This is a genomic window from Pseudomonas sp. P1.31 (assembly GCF_001269815.1).
Taxonomy (GTDB): domain Bacteria; phylum Pseudomonadota; class Gammaproteobacteria; order Pseudomonadales; family Pseudomonadaceae; genus Aquipseudomonas; species Aquipseudomonas rustica.
Genome location: NZ_LHVN01000017.1, coordinates 59,603 through 73,239 on the forward strand (window position 1 = coordinate 59,603; position 13,637 = coordinate 73,239).

A 13,637-nucleotide genomic window follows, 5' to 3' on the forward strand; every position below is an offset into this window, starting at 1 on the left:
TGAGTGCATGCCCCAAGGATACCTGTCGGCACCTCGGGAATCGCGGTTCTTTAGTCGGATAAACGCTCGATCACCAGCGCGATGCCTTGACCGACACCGATGCACATGGTGCACAGCGCATAGCGGCCCTGACGCTCTTCCAATTCCTGCAGGGCGGTGGTGACCAGTCGCGCGCCGCTCATCCCCAGCGGATGGCCGAGGGCAATGGCGCCGCCGTTCGGGTTGACGCGTGGGTCGTCATCGCCCAGACCGAGTTCACGCAGCACCGCCAGGCCTTGCGCGGCGAACGCTTCGTTGAGTTCGATGACGTCCATGTCGGCGAGGCTGAGGTTGGCCAGTTCCAGCACCTTGCGCGTGGCCGGCACCGGGCCGATGCCCATGATCCGTGGCTCGACGCCGGCAGTGGCCATCGCCACGACCCGGCCGCGAGCCTTCAAACCGTAATGCTGTGCGGTTTGCGCATTGGCCAGCAGCAAGGCGCAGGCGCCGTCATTCACGCCCGAAGCATTGCCGGCGGTGATGCTGCCGCCCTCGCGGAAGGGTGTGCCGAGTTTCTGCAGTTGCTCCAGCGTGGTGTCGGCGCGCGGGTGTTCGTCGTGCTCGACGACTTTGGCCGGGCCTTTGCGCTGGGGGATTTCCACGGCAACGATTTCTTTCGCCAAGCGTCCGCTGGCCTGCGCGGCTGAGGCGCGTTGCTGGCTGCGCAGGGCGAAGGCGTCCTGGTCGGCGCGGGAAATGTTGAACTGTGCGGCGACGTTTTCTGCGGTCTCCGGCATCGAATCAATGCCGAAGGTTTTCTTCATCAGCGGATTGACGAAACGCCAGCCGATGGTGGTGTCGTGCATCTCCGCCGAACGGGAAAACGCGGTTTCAGCCTTGCCCATCACCAGCGGTGCCCGCGACATCGATTCGACGCCGCCGACCAGCATCAGCCCGGCCTCACCGCTGCGAATCGCCCGTGCGGCAGTGCCGATCGCATCCAGTCCCGAGCCGCACAAGCGGTTGAGCGTGGTGCCCGGCACGCTGACCGGCAGCCCGGCCAACAGCGCCGACATGCGCGCGACGTTGCGGTTGTCTTCACCGGCCTGATTGGCGCAGCCGTAGATCACGTCGTCGACCTGGCTCCAGTCGACTTGCGGGTGGCGGCGCAACAGTTCACGCAGCGGCACGGCGCCGAGGTCGTCGGCGCGCACGCTGCTCAAACTGCCGGCGTAGCGACCGATCGGGGTGCGCACGGCGTCGATGATCAGAGCGTCATTCATGGGGAGTCTCCGGCGTCAGCACGGTGCCGCGCACTTTGTAGGATTTGCCGTGGAACAGGGCGATCAACTGGCCCTGCTGGTTTTCAATGCGCACGTCGTAGTTGCCAGTGCGGCCCGAGCGCGATTGCTCGGTGCAGCGTGCGGTGAGCGTGTCGCCCAACTGCGCGGGCGCGATGTAATCGATGCTGCAACCGATCGCCACGGTGGCGTCGTTGTAACTGTTGCAGGCAAAGGCAAACGCCGAGTCGGCGAGGGCGAAGAGGAAACCGCCGTGGCAGGTGCCGTGGCCTTGAATCATGTCGGCGCGCACGCCCATGCCCAAGGTGCAGCTGCCGGGCGCGGCGCTGATCAGGCGGATGCCCAAGCCTTGGGTGGCGGCATCGCGGTCGAACATGGTTTGCGCGCAACGGCTGGCGAGGCTCATGGCTTCAAGGCTGGTCATGGAATGTGCTCCCTTCGGCGACTTTGCGGCGCAACAGCAGCGATGGCCGATAGCGTTCTTCGCCGTAACTGGCTTGCAGGTGGTCGAGGACTTGGGTGATCTGCGCCAGGCCGATGCGCTCGGCCCAGGCCAATGGGCCTTGCGGGTAATTCACTCCAGCGCGCATGGCCAGATCGATGTCTGCTGCCGAGGCAACGTCGTGCAGTACGGTGTCGGCGGCTTCGTTGGCGAGCATGGCAACGGTGCGCAGCACGGCCAGACCCGGTGTGTCGCTGAGCAGACTGACCTGCAGTCCGGCGCTTTGCAGCAGGGCGATGCCTTGTTCGCGGGCGTCAGTGCTGATGTCCGCCGAGCAACTGATGGCGATGCGTTTGGCGCTGGCGTAATCGAAAGCCAGGTCAATCAGGATCAGATTGCGCAGGCCGTCTTCCTTCGCACGTTGGCTGGCCATGCGCCCGTCGCTCAGGGCCAATACCGCGTCGCCGACCCTTAACAGGCCTTTGCCATCGCGCTTGATCACGCTGGTTTTCAGGCGTGGCAGCAAATCGTTAAGGACGCCGAGATCGCCTTCGACCACGCAGCTATCGACGCTCGCATCGCTGCTGATCTGTTGCGGCTGCGGACGTTGCGCGCCTTCGCTGTAATCGTAGAAACCACGACCGCTTTTGCGGCCGAAACGCCCGGCGTCGACCAGTTCTTTCTGGATCAGCGACGGCTGAAAACGGCTGTCGCCGTAATAGGCGTCGAACACCGAACAGGTCACCGCGTAATTCACATCGTGGCCGATCAGATCAGTGAGTTCGAAGGCGCCCATAGCGAAGCCGCCAGCCTCACGCATCAGCGCGTCGAGGGTCGCGCAATCGGCGGCGCCTTCTTGTAGCAGGCGCAGGCTTTCGGCGTAGAACGGCCGGGCCACGCGATTGACGATGAAACCCGGCGTCGAACGGGTGTGAACCGGTTGCTTGCCCCAGGCTTTGGCCGTCTCGAACAAGGTCTGGGCGAGGGCGGGATCGCTGGCCAACCCGGAGACAATTTCCACCAATGGCATCACCGGCGCCGGGTTGAAGAAGTGCAGTCCGAGCAGACGTTCCGGGCGTTGCAGCCCTGCAGCAATGCTGGTGATCGACAGTGAAGAAGTGTTGCTGGCGAGAATGCAGTCATCGCCGCAAAGACTTTCCAACTGTTTGAACAACCCGCGTTTGACTTCAAGGTTTTCGACAATCGCTTCGATGATCAACGTGCAGTCGGCCAGCGTTTCGATGGCTTCTACCGCGTGCAAGCGAGCGACGATGGCGCCGCGCTCATCCGCCGCGAGTTTGCCTTTCTCCACGCGTTTGCCGAGTTGGCGGTCGATACCGTCGATGGCTTGCGCGGCGGCGCCCGGACGATTATCCAGCAGCAACACCGAATGCCCGGCTTGCGCCGCGACTTGCGCAATGCCGGCACCCATGGCGCCGGCACCGATCACGGCGATTTTTGCGTTGCGGTCGAGTGCGCTCATGTTCAGCGACCCTTGAACGCTGGGGTGCGTTTGTCCATGAAGGCGCTGACGCCTTCGCGGTAATCCTCGCTGCGCCCGGCCAGCCGTTGCAGGTCGCGCTCCAGCTCAAGCTGTTCATCGAAAGTGTTGCTGAGGCTGGCGTTGAGGCTGCGTTTGATCAGCGCCAGACCGTAAGTCGGTTGCGTGGCCAAGTGGCGGGCGAGGGTCAGCGCTTCGTCGCGCAATTGCGCGTCATCGACGCAGCGATAGATCAGCCCCCATTGCTCGGCCTGTTCGGCGCTCAAACGGTTGCCGAGCAAGGCCAGGGCTTTGGCGCGGGCCATGCCGACCAGTCGCGGCAACGTCCAGGTGCCGCCGGAATCCGGGATCAGGCCGATTTTGCAGAACGCTTGAATGAAGCTCGCCGAACGCGCCGCCAGCACCAGGTCGCAGGCCAGCGGAATGTTCGCGCCGGCCCCGGCCGCGACGCCGTTGACCGCGCAAATCACCGGCATCGGCAGATCGCGCAACTGGCGGATCAGCGGGTTGTAGAAGGTTTCGATCGACACGCCGAGATCCGGCGCTTCAGTGCCTGGCGCGACATTGCGGTCGCTGAGGTCTTGCCCGGCGCAGAAACCGCGACCTTCACCTGTCAGCAGCAGCACGCGCACTTCCGGGCTCTGCCGCACCTGCTTCAGCGCTTCCTTGACCTCCAGGTGCATGGCGGTGTTGAAGCTGTTCAGTTGCTCGGGCCGGTTGAGGCTGAGCAGGGCGACGCCGGCCTCGATGGAAAACAGGATGTGTTCGAAGTTCATGGGCAAGGCTCTCCGGGAGATCGTTCGATTCGATTACTGGCCGCGAAACTGCGGCGCACGCTTGTCTTGAAAGGCGCGGATGCCTTCATCGCGGTCGGCGGTGCCGGCCAGCAACGTAAAGGCGTGGCGCTCGAAACGCAGGCCGCTGGCCAGATCGGTGTCCATCGCCTTGAGCAGCGCTTCCTTAGCCAGACGCACGGCCAGTGGCGCTTTCGCGGCGATGGCGTGGGCGATCTGCAGGGCGCGTTCGACGGTGAATTCCGGCTGGGTGATTTCGCTGACCAGACCGGCGCGCAGGGCGTGGCGGGCGTCGATGGCTTCGCCGGTGAGCACCATTTGCATCGCCAGGGATTTACCCACGGCACGCAGCAATCGTTGGGTGCCACCGGCGCCGGGCATGATCCCGAGGTTGATTTCCGGCTGACCGAAGCGCGCGTCTTCGCCGGCAATCAGGATGTCGGCATGCATCGCCAGTTCGCAGCCGCCACCGAGGGCGAAGCCGTTGACGGCGGCGATCAGCGGCTTGCTGAAGCGGGTGATGGATTGCCACGAGGCTTGGCGCGGATCGTTAAGGATGCCGACCAGATCGCGCTCGGCCATTTCCTTGATGTCGGCGCCGGCAGCGAAGGCTTTGCGGCTGCCGGTCAGCACCACGGCGCGGGTGTCGGGGTCGGTTTCGGCGGCGCTCAGTGCAGCGGCGAGTTCGCCGAGCAGTTCGGTGTTGAGGGCATTTAAGGCCTGCGGACGTTGCAGGGTGATCAGGCGCACAGCTTGCAGCTGTTCAACGGCCAGGGTTTGAGGCATGGCAAAGGCCCTTACGGAGCACGCTCGGCTAATGCCGGCTTGTTGTTGGTTCGACGTCAGGCGTCGGTTTTGCCGGAGTATAGGCTTAACGTGATACGTAAATGCAAGATTGAAATGTGATTAACGTGTCTCAAATGGGAGGTTGTGGAATTTGCTACAGCTCGTTGGTTCTTGGTTGGCGTTGAGTAACTGATTGAAATAACGCGAATATTGGTAGGTTTTGTGGGATCGAGATTGCCGATGAACGGTGTTCGACAAAAGCGATACGCTTTTCTCTCTTCACTGCATCGAAATGATGTGATACAAATCAAGCCTGTTTACGCATCGCTTTGCGTATCTCACCGCACAACGTCCACCAAAGGAGCCTGCGATGACCTGTTACAGCCTTGATGGACTGACCCCGGTGGTTGACCCTTCGGCCTATGTGCATCCGTCAGCGGTGTTGATCGGCGACGTGATCATTGGCCCGCATTGTTATGTCGGGCCGCTGGCCAGTTTGCGCGGCGACTTCGGCCGCATCGTGCTGGAAGAGGGCGCTAACTTGCAGGACACCTGCGTGATGCACGGCTTTCCCGACAGCGACACGGTGGTCGAGCGCAATGGCCATATCGGCCACGGCGCGGTGTTGCACGGTTGCCGGATCGGCGCTGACGCGCTGGTCGGGATGAATGCGGTAGTGATGGACAACGCACGAATTGGCGCACGCTCGTTTGTCTCGGCGGCGGCGTTCGTCAAAGCAGGATTTGAATGCCCGGAGCAGTCATTGGTGATGGGCGCGCCGGCGAGTATCAAGCGCGTATTGAGTGATCAGGAAGTGGCGTGGAAACAGGCCGGTACTCGCGAGTACCAGGCGCTGGCCCAGCGTTGCCTGACGCAGATGCAGGTGTGCGAACCGCTGAGCGAACCTGAAGCGAATCGCCCGCGGATAAGCGACAGCGGCTTGCGCCCAAAAGCATCTCAATCCCAGTGAGATCAGGTCTTTCTGTGGTTGCAGGACTTTGTGGTGAGGGGATTTATCCCCGACGGGCTGCGAAGCGGCCCCAAAAGCCGGGACTGCTGCGCAGTCCATCGGGGATAAATCCCCTCGCCACAGGGTTCACTCATAAAGGTTTTGATTCGGTATATTCCATTCTTTTTTTCAACCCGGTACGCCCATGTCATCGCTGACACCTTTGAACCACCTCATCACCCGTTTCCAGGAGCAGACGCCGATCCGCGCCAGTTCCTTGATCATTACGCTGTACGGGGATGCCATCGAACCCCACGGCGGCACGGTGTGGCTGGGCAGTCTGATCCAGTTGCTCGAACCGATCGGCATCAACGAACGGCTGATCCGTACTTCGATTTTTCGCCTGACCAAAGAAGGCTGGCTGACCGCCGAAAAAGTCGGCCGCCGCAGCTACTACAGCCTCACCGGCACCGGGCGCCGGCGCTTCGATAAGGCCTTCAAGCGCGTGTACAGCTCAACCGTGCCGGCGTGGGATGGTTCGTGGTGCCTGGCGATGCTCACGCAATTGAGCCAGGACAAGCGCAAGCAAGTGCGCGAAGAACTCGAGTGGCAAGGTTTTGGTGCGATTTCGCCGGCCGTACTGGCGTGCCCGCGCAGTGATCGCGCCGACGTCAACGCGACGTTGCAAGACCTCGGAGCGCTCGAAGACACCATCGTTTTCGAAACCACCGCGCAAGACGTATTGGCCTCCAAAGCCCTGCGTGCACAGGTGCGCGAGAGCTGGAACATCGTGGAACTGGCGGCGCATTACAGCGAGTTCATCCAATTGTTCCGCCCGCTCTGGCAAGCACTGCGCGAGCAGGAAAACCTGCTGCCGGCCGACTGCTTCATGGCACGTCTTCTGCTTATTCATGAATACCGCAAATTGCTGCTGCGCGACCCGCAACTGCCCGACGAATTGCTCCCCGGCGATTGGGAAGGCCGCGCCGCCCGCCAGCTGTGCCGCAACATTTACCGATTGATCTACGCCAAGGCCGAAGAGTGGCTCAATACTGCGCTGGAAACCGCTGACGGGCCGTTGCCGGATGTCGGCGAGAGTTTCTATCGACGTTTTGGCGGCTTGAAATAAGCGCCACAACGAGGGAGCCGCACTGTTCAGGAAGAACGCTTGGATTGACGTAGATAATAAAAACAAGCCTGCGTGAGGCCAGACATGATTTCTTCAACTGCACAACGCCGTGACGGCTTCGATCAATGGATCCACCAGATCAACCAGATCTGTGGCGCCTTCAACGCGCAAACCCTCGGCGCCGATTTCTCCGGGCGCATTCGCGAGTACCAGAGCGGTGCGCTCAAACTGAGTTTTGTCGACGCCTGCCAGGCGCGGCTGTATCGCACGCCAACAGAAATCGCTGCCGGCGAGGGCGGTAAATATTTTGCCGTGTTCCAGCTCGAAGGCTCGGCGGGCATGGCCCAGGGCGACAACAAAGCCTTGCTCTCGGCGGGCGACATCACCCTGATCGACGCCTCGCGCCCGAGCGATTTCACTTACCACGAAAACTCGCGGCAACTGTCGCTGATCCTGCCGACGCACCTGGTCGAGAAGACCCTGCGCTTCAATCAGGTCAAGTGCGGCCACCGCATCCCGGCGAGTTCGCCGATGGCCATGCTCTCGCACCATTTGATTCTCGACGCGACGCGGCAGAAGAACCTCAGCCTGAGCGAAAGCGAAGCGACGCTGGAGGCGATTGTCAGCCTGCTGCGCCCGGCGATCAGCCACAGCGAAGATTGCAGCGATCTGCATGAACGGATCTTTCAGAAGACCCTGGCGTGCATTGACGAGCACATTCGCTGCGAAGAACTCTGTCCGGAGTGGCTGGCGCGGGAAGTCGGCATGTCGGTGCGCGGGCTGTACCGGATCTTTGCGAAAAAGGGTTTGGTGGTGGCGCGCTACATCAAGAATCGGCGGCTGGATTTGTGTGCCGAATCGCTGCGCCAAGCCGGGGCTGAGCAGAAGCTCTCGGTGTTCGGTTATTCCTGGGGCTTTTCCGATTCGAGCCATTTTTCCACGGCATTCAAATCACGTTTCGGCATTGCGCCGGGGGAGTACCGCAGGCAGCACGCCTGAGGCTCAGTAGTGCATGCCGTCGTCGATGGCGATGCCTTGCGCGCGCATGGCTTTGATCAGCTCCGCGCGGGTGCCGGGCAGGTTGAGCATGGTTTCGTGGCGCAACTGCGCAATCTCGTCAGCGCTGTACGGCTGATAGTGCGCAGGCGTGCTTCTGCCAGCCATGCCGTCTTCGCGAATCAGCCAGTTGAGCAGGTCGGCCAGTTGCGCGTTGTTCAGCGCTGATTGCGACATGCCCGGCACGCGCACCAGAAACTCCCGGCCACCGGGCACCTTCAGGAAGTTACCGACGAAACCGGTCAGGCGCGGCGTGTCGTTGGCGGCTGAGCCTGTGCCGTCGGGCAAATGGCAACCTGCGCATTGCAATTGGTAATTCACGCCGACGCTGTAACCCGCCTGGGCGATGGGCGTTTGCGGCGATTCGTTGCCCGGCGCATGCCGCTGATTGGGGTTGGGAATGGCCCGGGCGTAAACCGCTGGCGCGGCCAACACCAAAGCCAGCCCCATCACGAACAAATGACGCATAACAACATCCTCAAAATTCACACAAACCCTGTAGGAGCTGCCGAAGGCTGCGATCTTTTGATCTTGAAAAGAAAAGTCAAAAGATCGCAGCTTGCGGCAGCTCCTACAGGGGTTTTTGGTGATCAAGTCAGACGGCGACGCCGCGAATAATCGAAACCGTGCAGTGGTAGATGTGCGATTTCGCCGCCAGGCACCAGTTCACGTCGTTGTTGTTGAACGGTCGATACGCCGGCTCTTCGCTGTCGTTGCGCGTACAGGCGCACTGCGCGCAGCTCTGCTTACCGCAGCAATCGTTGTACGAAATGATGTAATCCTTGCCGTCCGCCGGGTTGCGGCAGGTGCCGATCCAGGTCACTTGCGAGGCTTCGGTGCCGGGTGGGCACGAGGTCACCGAACCGCCGCAGCAACTGCACAGAAAGCCGTCGATCGAGCAGTAGCGCCAGTAGTCGCAGCTGTTCGGATCACCGGGATCGCCGGCCTTGGGATTGTCCGCCGCCAGCGCCTTGCTGGTGCGATCCAGTGGCAACAGCAGCGGCAGTGCGGCGCCGGCGACCATCAGCGAGCCCATGCGCGCCAGCAGTTTGCGTCGCGATGTGGTGTCGGCCACGCGGCGGGTCGAGCGCTCAAAGAACAGATCCAGCAGTTTCATAAATGTCTCCCTGCTCAGTGGCTGTGGCTATGGCCGTGACCGTGGTCATGCGGCTGCGGCTGGCTGTTGAGGTATTCCTGCAGCGTGGCGCTGTGCAGGTGTTCGACCTCGAACAGGCTGTCGAGATGCTCACGGGAATTGACCAGACCTTTGGCACGCAAGGTGCCGGATTTGTCGATCAGCGCCGCGTACGGCAGCTTGCCGATCTGGTAGGTCATGCCGACTTCCGGGCCGACCACGTAGGTCATGTCATCGAGTTTGTGTTCGCGGATCAGCGCTTGTTGGGCATCCATGTCGCCGTCGCTGATAAACACCACGTCGAGGCGATCGGCTTGTTGTTTGGCGATGGATTTGATCGCCGGCAGCAGCGATTTGCAGATCGGGCAGGTCGGCGAGAGGAAGAACAGCAACTGGTTCTTTTCCCCGGCATAACCAAAATTGACCGGACGACCATGACGATCAGCAGCGGTCACTTGCGGCGCCGCTTCGTTGACCGCCACACCCTTATCGACCATCAGCGCACCGGCCGGAGCAATGCGCCCGTGCAGCACGCCGATCTGCCGCACCAGGCCCATCACCGCGAACGCCAGCGCAATCAGCAGCACCCACAACAGCACGTTGGAAATCATCAGACCTTGCATAAATCACCTACCAATCAATTTGAGCAGAAGAGGGGAGTTGGCCAGCAAGCCGTCGGCGGCGGCGTAGATCAACAGCGCGACAGCACTGGCGGCGACGGTGACGAAACCGTCGAAGAAACCCAGGTCGCGAACGATCGGCGTGCTGCTCGCCAGTAACGCCAGAGCCACCAACACCGCGTTGCGCGCCAGCAGAATCGGGCGCAACGGTTGCGCTTGATCCGGCCCGGCACAGCCGCAGTCGATGTCACGCCGACCGCGCCACAGGTTGATGCCGATGGCGGCGGCGTACAGCGCGATCAACACGGCTGCGCTGACTGCTGCGAACGCGCGGCTGAATGGCACCAGCAACGCAAACGCGATAAGCAATTCCAGCAGCGGAATCACTCGGCCCACGGGCCGTACCAGCGTTTCGGGCAGCAGTTGATAGTCCGCCAGTTGCCGGGCAAACCGGCCCGGTGCGCGCAACTTGTGCGTCGCCGCGCTGGCCAGCAGCACGGCGACGGCCAGCGCACTGGCGATGATGAAAATCGGGTCAAGGGTCATGACTGAACCTCCTCAGTAGCTCATGACTTGCGTCGCGGTTTTCGCGACTTTCGGCATGCTCGATTGAAGCTTGTTGGTGCTCAGATCGAAGACCTGCAAACCGCCCTCGACGTCAGCGCCGAGCAGCAACGGTTTGTCGTCTCCGGTGGCTTGCAGGCTCCAGACCGGTGTCGGTGCTTCGAGGGTCGCGACCTTCTTGCCGGTTTTGATATCGAAGGCCCAGATCAGCGTGCTCGGGTCTTCCCACTTCATCGCTTCGTGGGCGTCGTGCATCAACACGTACAAACGATCGAGCTTCGGTGCGACCGCCATCAACTGCCAGCCGCCGGGGGCCCAACCGGTTTTCTTTTCGGCGTCGTTGACCAGCGACCACGCCGGCAGAATCTTCGGCGCGTCGCCGGCAAAGTCGACCGGGCGCACAGTGCCGGTGGTGGTGACGAAGTAGTAGGTGTCGCCGACGTTGACCGCGCGCTCGTTGAGCTTCTCGGCATTCGGGTCGAAGAACGGCGTGCGGCTGCGCGCGGTTTCCTGGCCCTGATCATTGAGGGTGACCACTTGCAGGCTGCCGTCGCCGCACAGCGAGGCGAAGCGGCGGTTGCCCACCGGGTAATTGAGCACGCAACCGGGGATGGCGATTTCGCTGCTGACCGCATGGGACTGGGTGTCGACCACGGTCACCGAGGTCGATGGGGTGAAGTTGTAGACGTACACGAAGCGGTCATCGCCGCTCGGTTTCAGGCCGTAGCGCTGGGTCAGGGATTCGGCGCGTTTGCTTGGAATCACCACTTCCCACGAGGGCGACAGCGTCGAGGTGTCCCACGCGGTGAGCACGTCGGTGCGGGTGCCGCGAGTGCCGCGCGAGTAGAACAGGTCGGCGCTGTACAGGGTTTTGCGGTCATGGCTCAGGGCCGAGGGTGCGGCAAAACCGGTCGGCACCATGCCGAGGATTTTCTTCTTGTCGGGATCGACCACGGTGACGCGGCCCATCACGAAACTTTCGAATTCGACGTCGACCACATAAGCGCGATGCGCTTCGGGCGGGAACGCCAGCGTGGTCTGGCCGATGGTGTCGGGCGGCAGATCGGCATGGGCGCTGTTCAAGCCGAGCATCAGCAGGCTCAAGCCCAGCGCTGACGGTACGGTGATCCGGTTGGTTCGCATTGAAGGGGGACTCCCTGACTGGTGCCCTGAAAAGTGGGTGCCAGTGGATTCTGCCTCTGCGGCAAATCCGGGGAATTGCTGTGTCTGCCAAGTGCTTGTGTGTCTGTGCCAGTCGCAATTGGCAGCCTTGCCAACACGACTGGCAGGCAGGGCAAAACCTGCTTTGGCGGCAGGCCAGACAATCCCCATCAGCTCCCGTCGCCACCAATCCCTGTAGGAGCTGAGCTTGCTCGCGAAAGCGGTGTGTCAGGCAACCCCTGTTCTGAATGTGCTGACGTCTGCGCGAGCAAGCTCGGCTCCTACAGGAATTGGTGTGTATTCACTGTTTTTTTGGATGTGTCTTCTATGTCCCTGCTCAAATTCGCCTGTGCTTCGTTGTTTTCTCTGACACTCGCCCAAGCCGCTGTCGCCGCCGATTGCGCGGCGGATTCATCCCACGGCGCACAAATTTTCAACACCGAATGCGGCGTCTGCCACGCGGTTAAAAAAGACGTCACCGGCATGATGGGCCCCAACCTTAACGGCGTGATCGGGCGCAAATCCGGCTCACTGGCAGGCTTCAGCTATTCCCAGGCGATGCGCAGCAAAGACGTCACCTGGCAGGCCGAGACCATCGCCGAACTGATCACCCAACCCCAGGCCTACGTGCCCGGCACCTACATGCCCTACATGGGCCTGGCCTCGAAAGATGATCGTGAGGCCGTGGTGTGTTTCCTCAAATCCAAGGAGGCTTTATGAGCAACGTTGCAATGCTGCCGCAAGTCGCGGCGTTCATTGATCGTCGACATGGCTGCTTTATCGATGGCCAGTGGCAATTCGCTGAAGGGCCGACGATTGCCGTGGTCGATCCGGCCACCGGCCAGACCTTGTGCGAAACCCTCGATGCGCCGGCCGAATTGGTCGAGCGCGCGGTGCAGTCTTCGCATGCCGCGTTCAAGTCTGGCGTGTGGTCGGGCCTGCGCCCGGCCGATCGCGAGCGCATCCTGCTGAATTTCACCCGCCTGGTCGAGGAACACGGCGAAGAGCTGGCGCAACTGGAAACCCTCAGCCAGGGCAAGTCGATCAACATGGCCCGCGCGCTGGACGTCAACGCCACGGTGGAATTCATGCGCTACATGTCGGGCTGGGCGACCAAGATCGAAGGACAGACCTACGACGTGTCGATTCCGCTGCCGCCGGGAACAAAATTCACCACGTTCACCAAACGCGAACCGGTGGGTGTGGTGGTCGGCATCGTGCCGTGGAATTTTCCATTGATGATCGCCGCGTGGAAGTTGATGCCGGCGCTGGCCACCGGTTGCACGGTGGTGATCAAACCGGCGATGGAAACTCCGCTGACGGCCATGCGTCTGGCTGAACTGGCGTTAGAGGCGGGCATTCCGGCAGGCGTGTTCAACGTGGTCACGGGCGGCGGGGCTTCGGTCGGCGGCGCGCTGACGGCGCATCCACTGGTGAGCAAGGTGTCGTTCACCGGTTCGACGGCGGTGGGCAAAACCGTTGGTGTCGCGTGCATGGCCAACATGACCCGTTTTGCGCTGGAACTGGGCGGCAAGAACCCGATGATTCTGCTGGCGGATGCCGATGTTGAAAAAGCCATTCAAGGCGCGATTCTCGGTGGCTTGCTGAACAACGGTCAGGTGTGCGCGGCGGCGTCGCGCTTCTATGTGCATCGTTCGATTCACGACCAGTTTGTCGAAGGTCTCGCGGCAGTGGTTTCGGCCATGCCGATTGGCGCGGGGATGAACTGCGAGGCGGCCATCAATCCGCTGGTGTCACGCAAGCAGCAACAAAGCGTGCTCAAGCACATCGAACTGGCCAAGCGTGAAGGCGCGCGGGTGGTCTGTGGCGGTGAGCTGCTGGAAGGCGAGGGTTTCTACGTGCAGCCGACGGTGCTGGCGGACGTTGATCACAGCATGGCCGTGGCCCGTGAAGAAGTGTTCGGCCCGGTGTTGGCGGTGATTGCGTTTGATGATGAAGACGCGATGATCGAGTTGGCCAATGACAATCCGTATGGTTTGGCCGCGAGTTTGTGGACGAACGATTTGAGCAAGGCGATGAACCTGGTGCCGCGTATTGAAGCGGGCACAGTGTGGGTGAATGCGCATGTGCTGCTGGATCCGGCGATGCCGTTTGGCGGGGTCAAGCAATCGGGGATGGGGCGGGAGTTTGGTCGAACCGTGATCGAGGCTTACACCGAACTAAAATCCGTGTGCATCGCCCACTGACATCAAACCCTGT

General features: G+C 61.7%; 15 protein-coding genes. 5 read left to right on the forward strand and 10 right to left on the reverse strand.

All coding sequences use genetic code 11. The annotated features are described in order from the left end of the window. Nucleotides 1-50: 50 nt before the first annotated feature. The 5 genes from pcaF to paaF are packed head-to-tail and all read right to left on the reverse strand — an operon-like array spanning nucleotide 51 to nucleotide 4,803. Nucleotides 51-1,262, reverse strand: coding sequence for a 3-oxoadipyl-CoA thiolase (gene pcaF / locus AD669_RS10570; protein WP_053119431.1), 1,212 nt, complete (start codon nucleotides 1,260-1,262; stop codon nucleotides 51-53). Further along, on the reverse strand, nucleotides 1,255-1,704 hold the full coding sequence (paaI, locus tag AD669_RS10575; protein WP_053119433.1) for a hydroxyphenylacetyl-CoA thioesterase PaaI: 450 nt from the start codon (nucleotides 1,702-1,704) through the stop codon (nucleotides 1,255-1,257). The genes pcaF and paaI overlap by 8 nt, the downstream gene beginning before the upstream one ends. Next, nucleotides 1,691-3,205, reverse strand: a complete 1,515-nt coding sequence (gene paaH, locus AD669_RS10580; RefSeq protein WP_053119435.1) for a 3-hydroxyacyl-CoA dehydrogenase PaaH — start codon at nucleotides 3,203-3,205, stop codon at nucleotides 1,691-1,693. Before paaH ends, paaI begins: the two co-directional genes overlap by 14 nt. 2 nt (nucleotides 3,206-3,207) lie before the next feature. Further along, nucleotides 3,208-3,999, reverse strand: a complete 792-nt coding sequence (paaG, locus tag AD669_RS10585; protein ID WP_053119437.1) for a 2-(1,2-epoxy-1,2-dihydrophenyl)acetyl-CoA isomerase PaaG — start codon at nucleotides 3,997-3,999, stop codon at nucleotides 3,208-3,210. A 33-nt stretch (nucleotides 4,000-4,032) separates the two neighbouring features. Next, entirely contained in the window at nucleotides 4,033-4,803 is a 771-nt protein-coding gene (gene paaF, locus AD669_RS10590; RefSeq protein WP_053119440.1) for a 2,3-dehydroadipyl-CoA hydratase PaaF, read from the reverse strand. A gap of 370 nt (nucleotides 4,804-5,173) precedes the next feature. Here paaF and paaY point away from each other — a divergent pair, with 370 nt between their 5' ends. The 3 genes from paaY (at nucleotide 5,174) to feaR (ending at nucleotide 7,880) form a co-directional block, all read left to right on the forward strand. Beyond that, nucleotides 5,174-5,773, forward strand: a complete 600-nt coding sequence (gene paaY, locus AD669_RS10595) for a phenylacetic acid degradation protein PaaY (RefSeq protein WP_053119442.1) — start codon at nucleotides 5,174-5,176, stop codon at nucleotides 5,771-5,773. 184 nt (nucleotides 5,774-5,957) lie between these two features. Then, complete coding sequence (paaX, locus tag AD669_RS10600) at nucleotides 5,958-6,881, forward strand: phenylacetic acid degradation operon negative regulatory protein PaaX (protein ID WP_053119444.1); 924 nt, start codon at nucleotides 5,958-5,960, stop codon at nucleotides 6,879-6,881. An 84-nt stretch (nucleotides 6,882-6,965) separates the two neighbouring features. Further along, nucleotides 6,966-7,880, forward strand: a complete 915-nt coding sequence (feaR, locus tag AD669_RS10605; protein ID WP_053119446.1) for a transcriptional regulator FeaR — start codon at nucleotides 6,966-6,968, stop codon at nucleotides 7,878-7,880. Between the two features lie 3 nt (nucleotides 7,881-7,883). On the opposite strand, the gene AD669_RS10610 is transcribed toward feaR, so the two are convergent. From AD669_RS10610 to AD669_RS10630, 5 genes are all read right to left on the reverse strand, one after another. Next, nucleotides 7,884-8,405: a hypothetical protein gene (locus AD669_RS10610; protein WP_053119448.1), complete on the reverse strand. Its 522-nt coding sequence runs from the start codon at nucleotides 8,403-8,405 to the stop codon at nucleotides 7,884-7,886. 127 nt (nucleotides 8,406-8,532) lie between these two features. Then, nucleotides 8,533-9,054: a methylamine dehydrogenase light chain gene (locus AD669_RS10615; protein WP_053119450.1), complete on the reverse strand. Its 522-nt coding sequence runs from the start codon at nucleotides 9,052-9,054 to the stop codon at nucleotides 8,533-8,535. A 14-nt stretch (nucleotides 9,055-9,068) separates the two neighbouring features. After that, nucleotides 9,069-9,695 carry a methylamine dehydrogenase accessory protein MauD gene (gene mauD, locus AD669_RS10620; RefSeq protein ID WP_053119452.1) on the reverse strand — a complete coding sequence of 209 codons (627 nt, stop codon included), beginning with the start codon at nucleotides 9,693-9,695 and terminating at the stop codon, nucleotides 9,069-9,071. Between the two features lie 3 nt (nucleotides 9,696-9,698). Continuing rightward, a complete protein-coding gene (locus AD669_RS10625) occupies nucleotides 9,699-10,238 on the reverse strand; it encodes a MauE/DoxX family redox-associated membrane protein (RefSeq protein WP_053119455.1) in 540 nt (179 codons plus the stop codon). Between the two features lie 12 nt (nucleotides 10,239-10,250). Beyond that, the gene (locus AD669_RS10630) at nucleotides 10,251-11,399 is read right to left on the reverse strand and encodes an amine dehydrogenase large subunit (RefSeq protein WP_053119457.1); all 1,149 of its coding nucleotides are present in this window, start codon (nucleotides 11,397-11,399) and stop codon (nucleotides 10,251-10,253) included. A gap of 345 nt (nucleotides 11,400-11,744) precedes the next feature. Between AD669_RS10630 and AD669_RS10635 the strand changes: the two genes are divergently transcribed. After that, entirely contained in the window at nucleotides 11,745-12,137 is a 393-nt protein-coding gene (locus AD669_RS10635; RefSeq protein WP_053119459.1) for a cytochrome c family protein, read from the forward strand. Beyond that, complete coding sequence (locus AD669_RS10640) at nucleotides 12,134-13,624, forward strand: aldehyde dehydrogenase family protein (RefSeq protein ID WP_053119461.1); 1,491 nt, start codon at nucleotides 12,134-12,136, stop codon at nucleotides 13,622-13,624. The genes AD669_RS10635 and AD669_RS10640 overlap by 4 nt, the downstream gene beginning before the upstream one ends. Nucleotides 13,625-13,637: the final 13 nt, after the last annotated feature.

What these genes read in the sequence shown, in the direction of transcription:
- AD669_RS10630 (WP_053119457.1), bottom strand. Translation starts at nt 11,399, where the DNA reads ATGCGAACCAACCGGATCACCGTACCGTCAGCGCTGGGCTTGAGCCTG.
- AD669_RS10625 (WP_053119455.1), bottom strand. Translation starts at nt 10,238, where the DNA reads ATGACCCTTGACCCGATTTTCATCATCGCCAGTGCGCTGGCCGTCGCC.
- AD669_RS10635 (WP_053119459.1), top strand. Translation starts at nt 11,745, where the DNA reads ATGTCCCTGCTCAAATTCGCCTGTGCTTCGTTGTTTTCTCTGACACTC.
- paaY (WP_053119442.1), top strand. Translation starts at nt 5,174, where the DNA reads ATGACCTGTTACAGCCTTGATGGACTGACCCCGGTGGTTGACCCTTCG.
- pcaF (WP_053119431.1), bottom strand. Translation starts at nt 1,262, where the DNA reads ATGAATGACGCTCTGATCATCGACGCCGTGCGCACCCCGATCGGTCGC.
- paaH (WP_053119435.1), bottom strand. Translation starts at nt 3,205, where the DNA reads ATGAGCGCACTCGACCGCAACGCAAAAATCGCCGTGATCGGTGCCGGC.
- mauD (WP_053119452.1), bottom strand. Translation starts at nt 9,695, where the DNA reads ATGCAAGGTCTGATGATTTCCAACGTGCTGTTGTGGGTGCTGCTGATT.
- paaI (WP_053119433.1), bottom strand. Translation starts at nt 1,704, where the DNA reads ATGACCAGCCTTGAAGCCATGAGCCTCGCCAGCCGTTGCGCGCAAACC.
- AD669_RS10615 (WP_053119450.1), bottom strand. Translation starts at nt 9,054, where the DNA reads ATGAAACTGCTGGATCTGTTCTTTGAGCGCTCGACCCGCCGCGTGGCC.
- paaX (WP_053119444.1), top strand. Translation starts at nt 5,958, where the DNA reads ATGTCATCGCTGACACCTTTGAACCACCTCATCACCCGTTTCCAGGAG.
- paaF (WP_053119440.1), bottom strand. Translation starts at nt 4,803, where the DNA reads ATGCCTCAAACCCTGGCCGTTGAACAGCTGCAAGCTGTGCGCCTGATC.
- feaR (WP_053119446.1), top strand. Translation starts at nt 6,966, where the DNA reads ATGATTTCTTCAACTGCACAACGCCGTGACGGCTTCGATCAATGGATC.
- AD669_RS10610 (WP_053119448.1), bottom strand. Translation starts at nt 8,405, where the DNA reads ATGCGTCATTTGTTCGTGATGGGGCTGGCTTTGGTGTTGGCCGCGCCA.
- AD669_RS10640 (WP_053119461.1), top strand. Translation starts at nt 12,134, where the DNA reads ATGAGCAACGTTGCAATGCTGCCGCAAGTCGCGGCGTTCATTGATCGT.
- paaG (WP_053119437.1), bottom strand. Translation starts at nt 3,999, where the DNA reads ATGAACTTCGAACACATCCTGTTTTCCATCGAGGCCGGCGTCGCCCTG.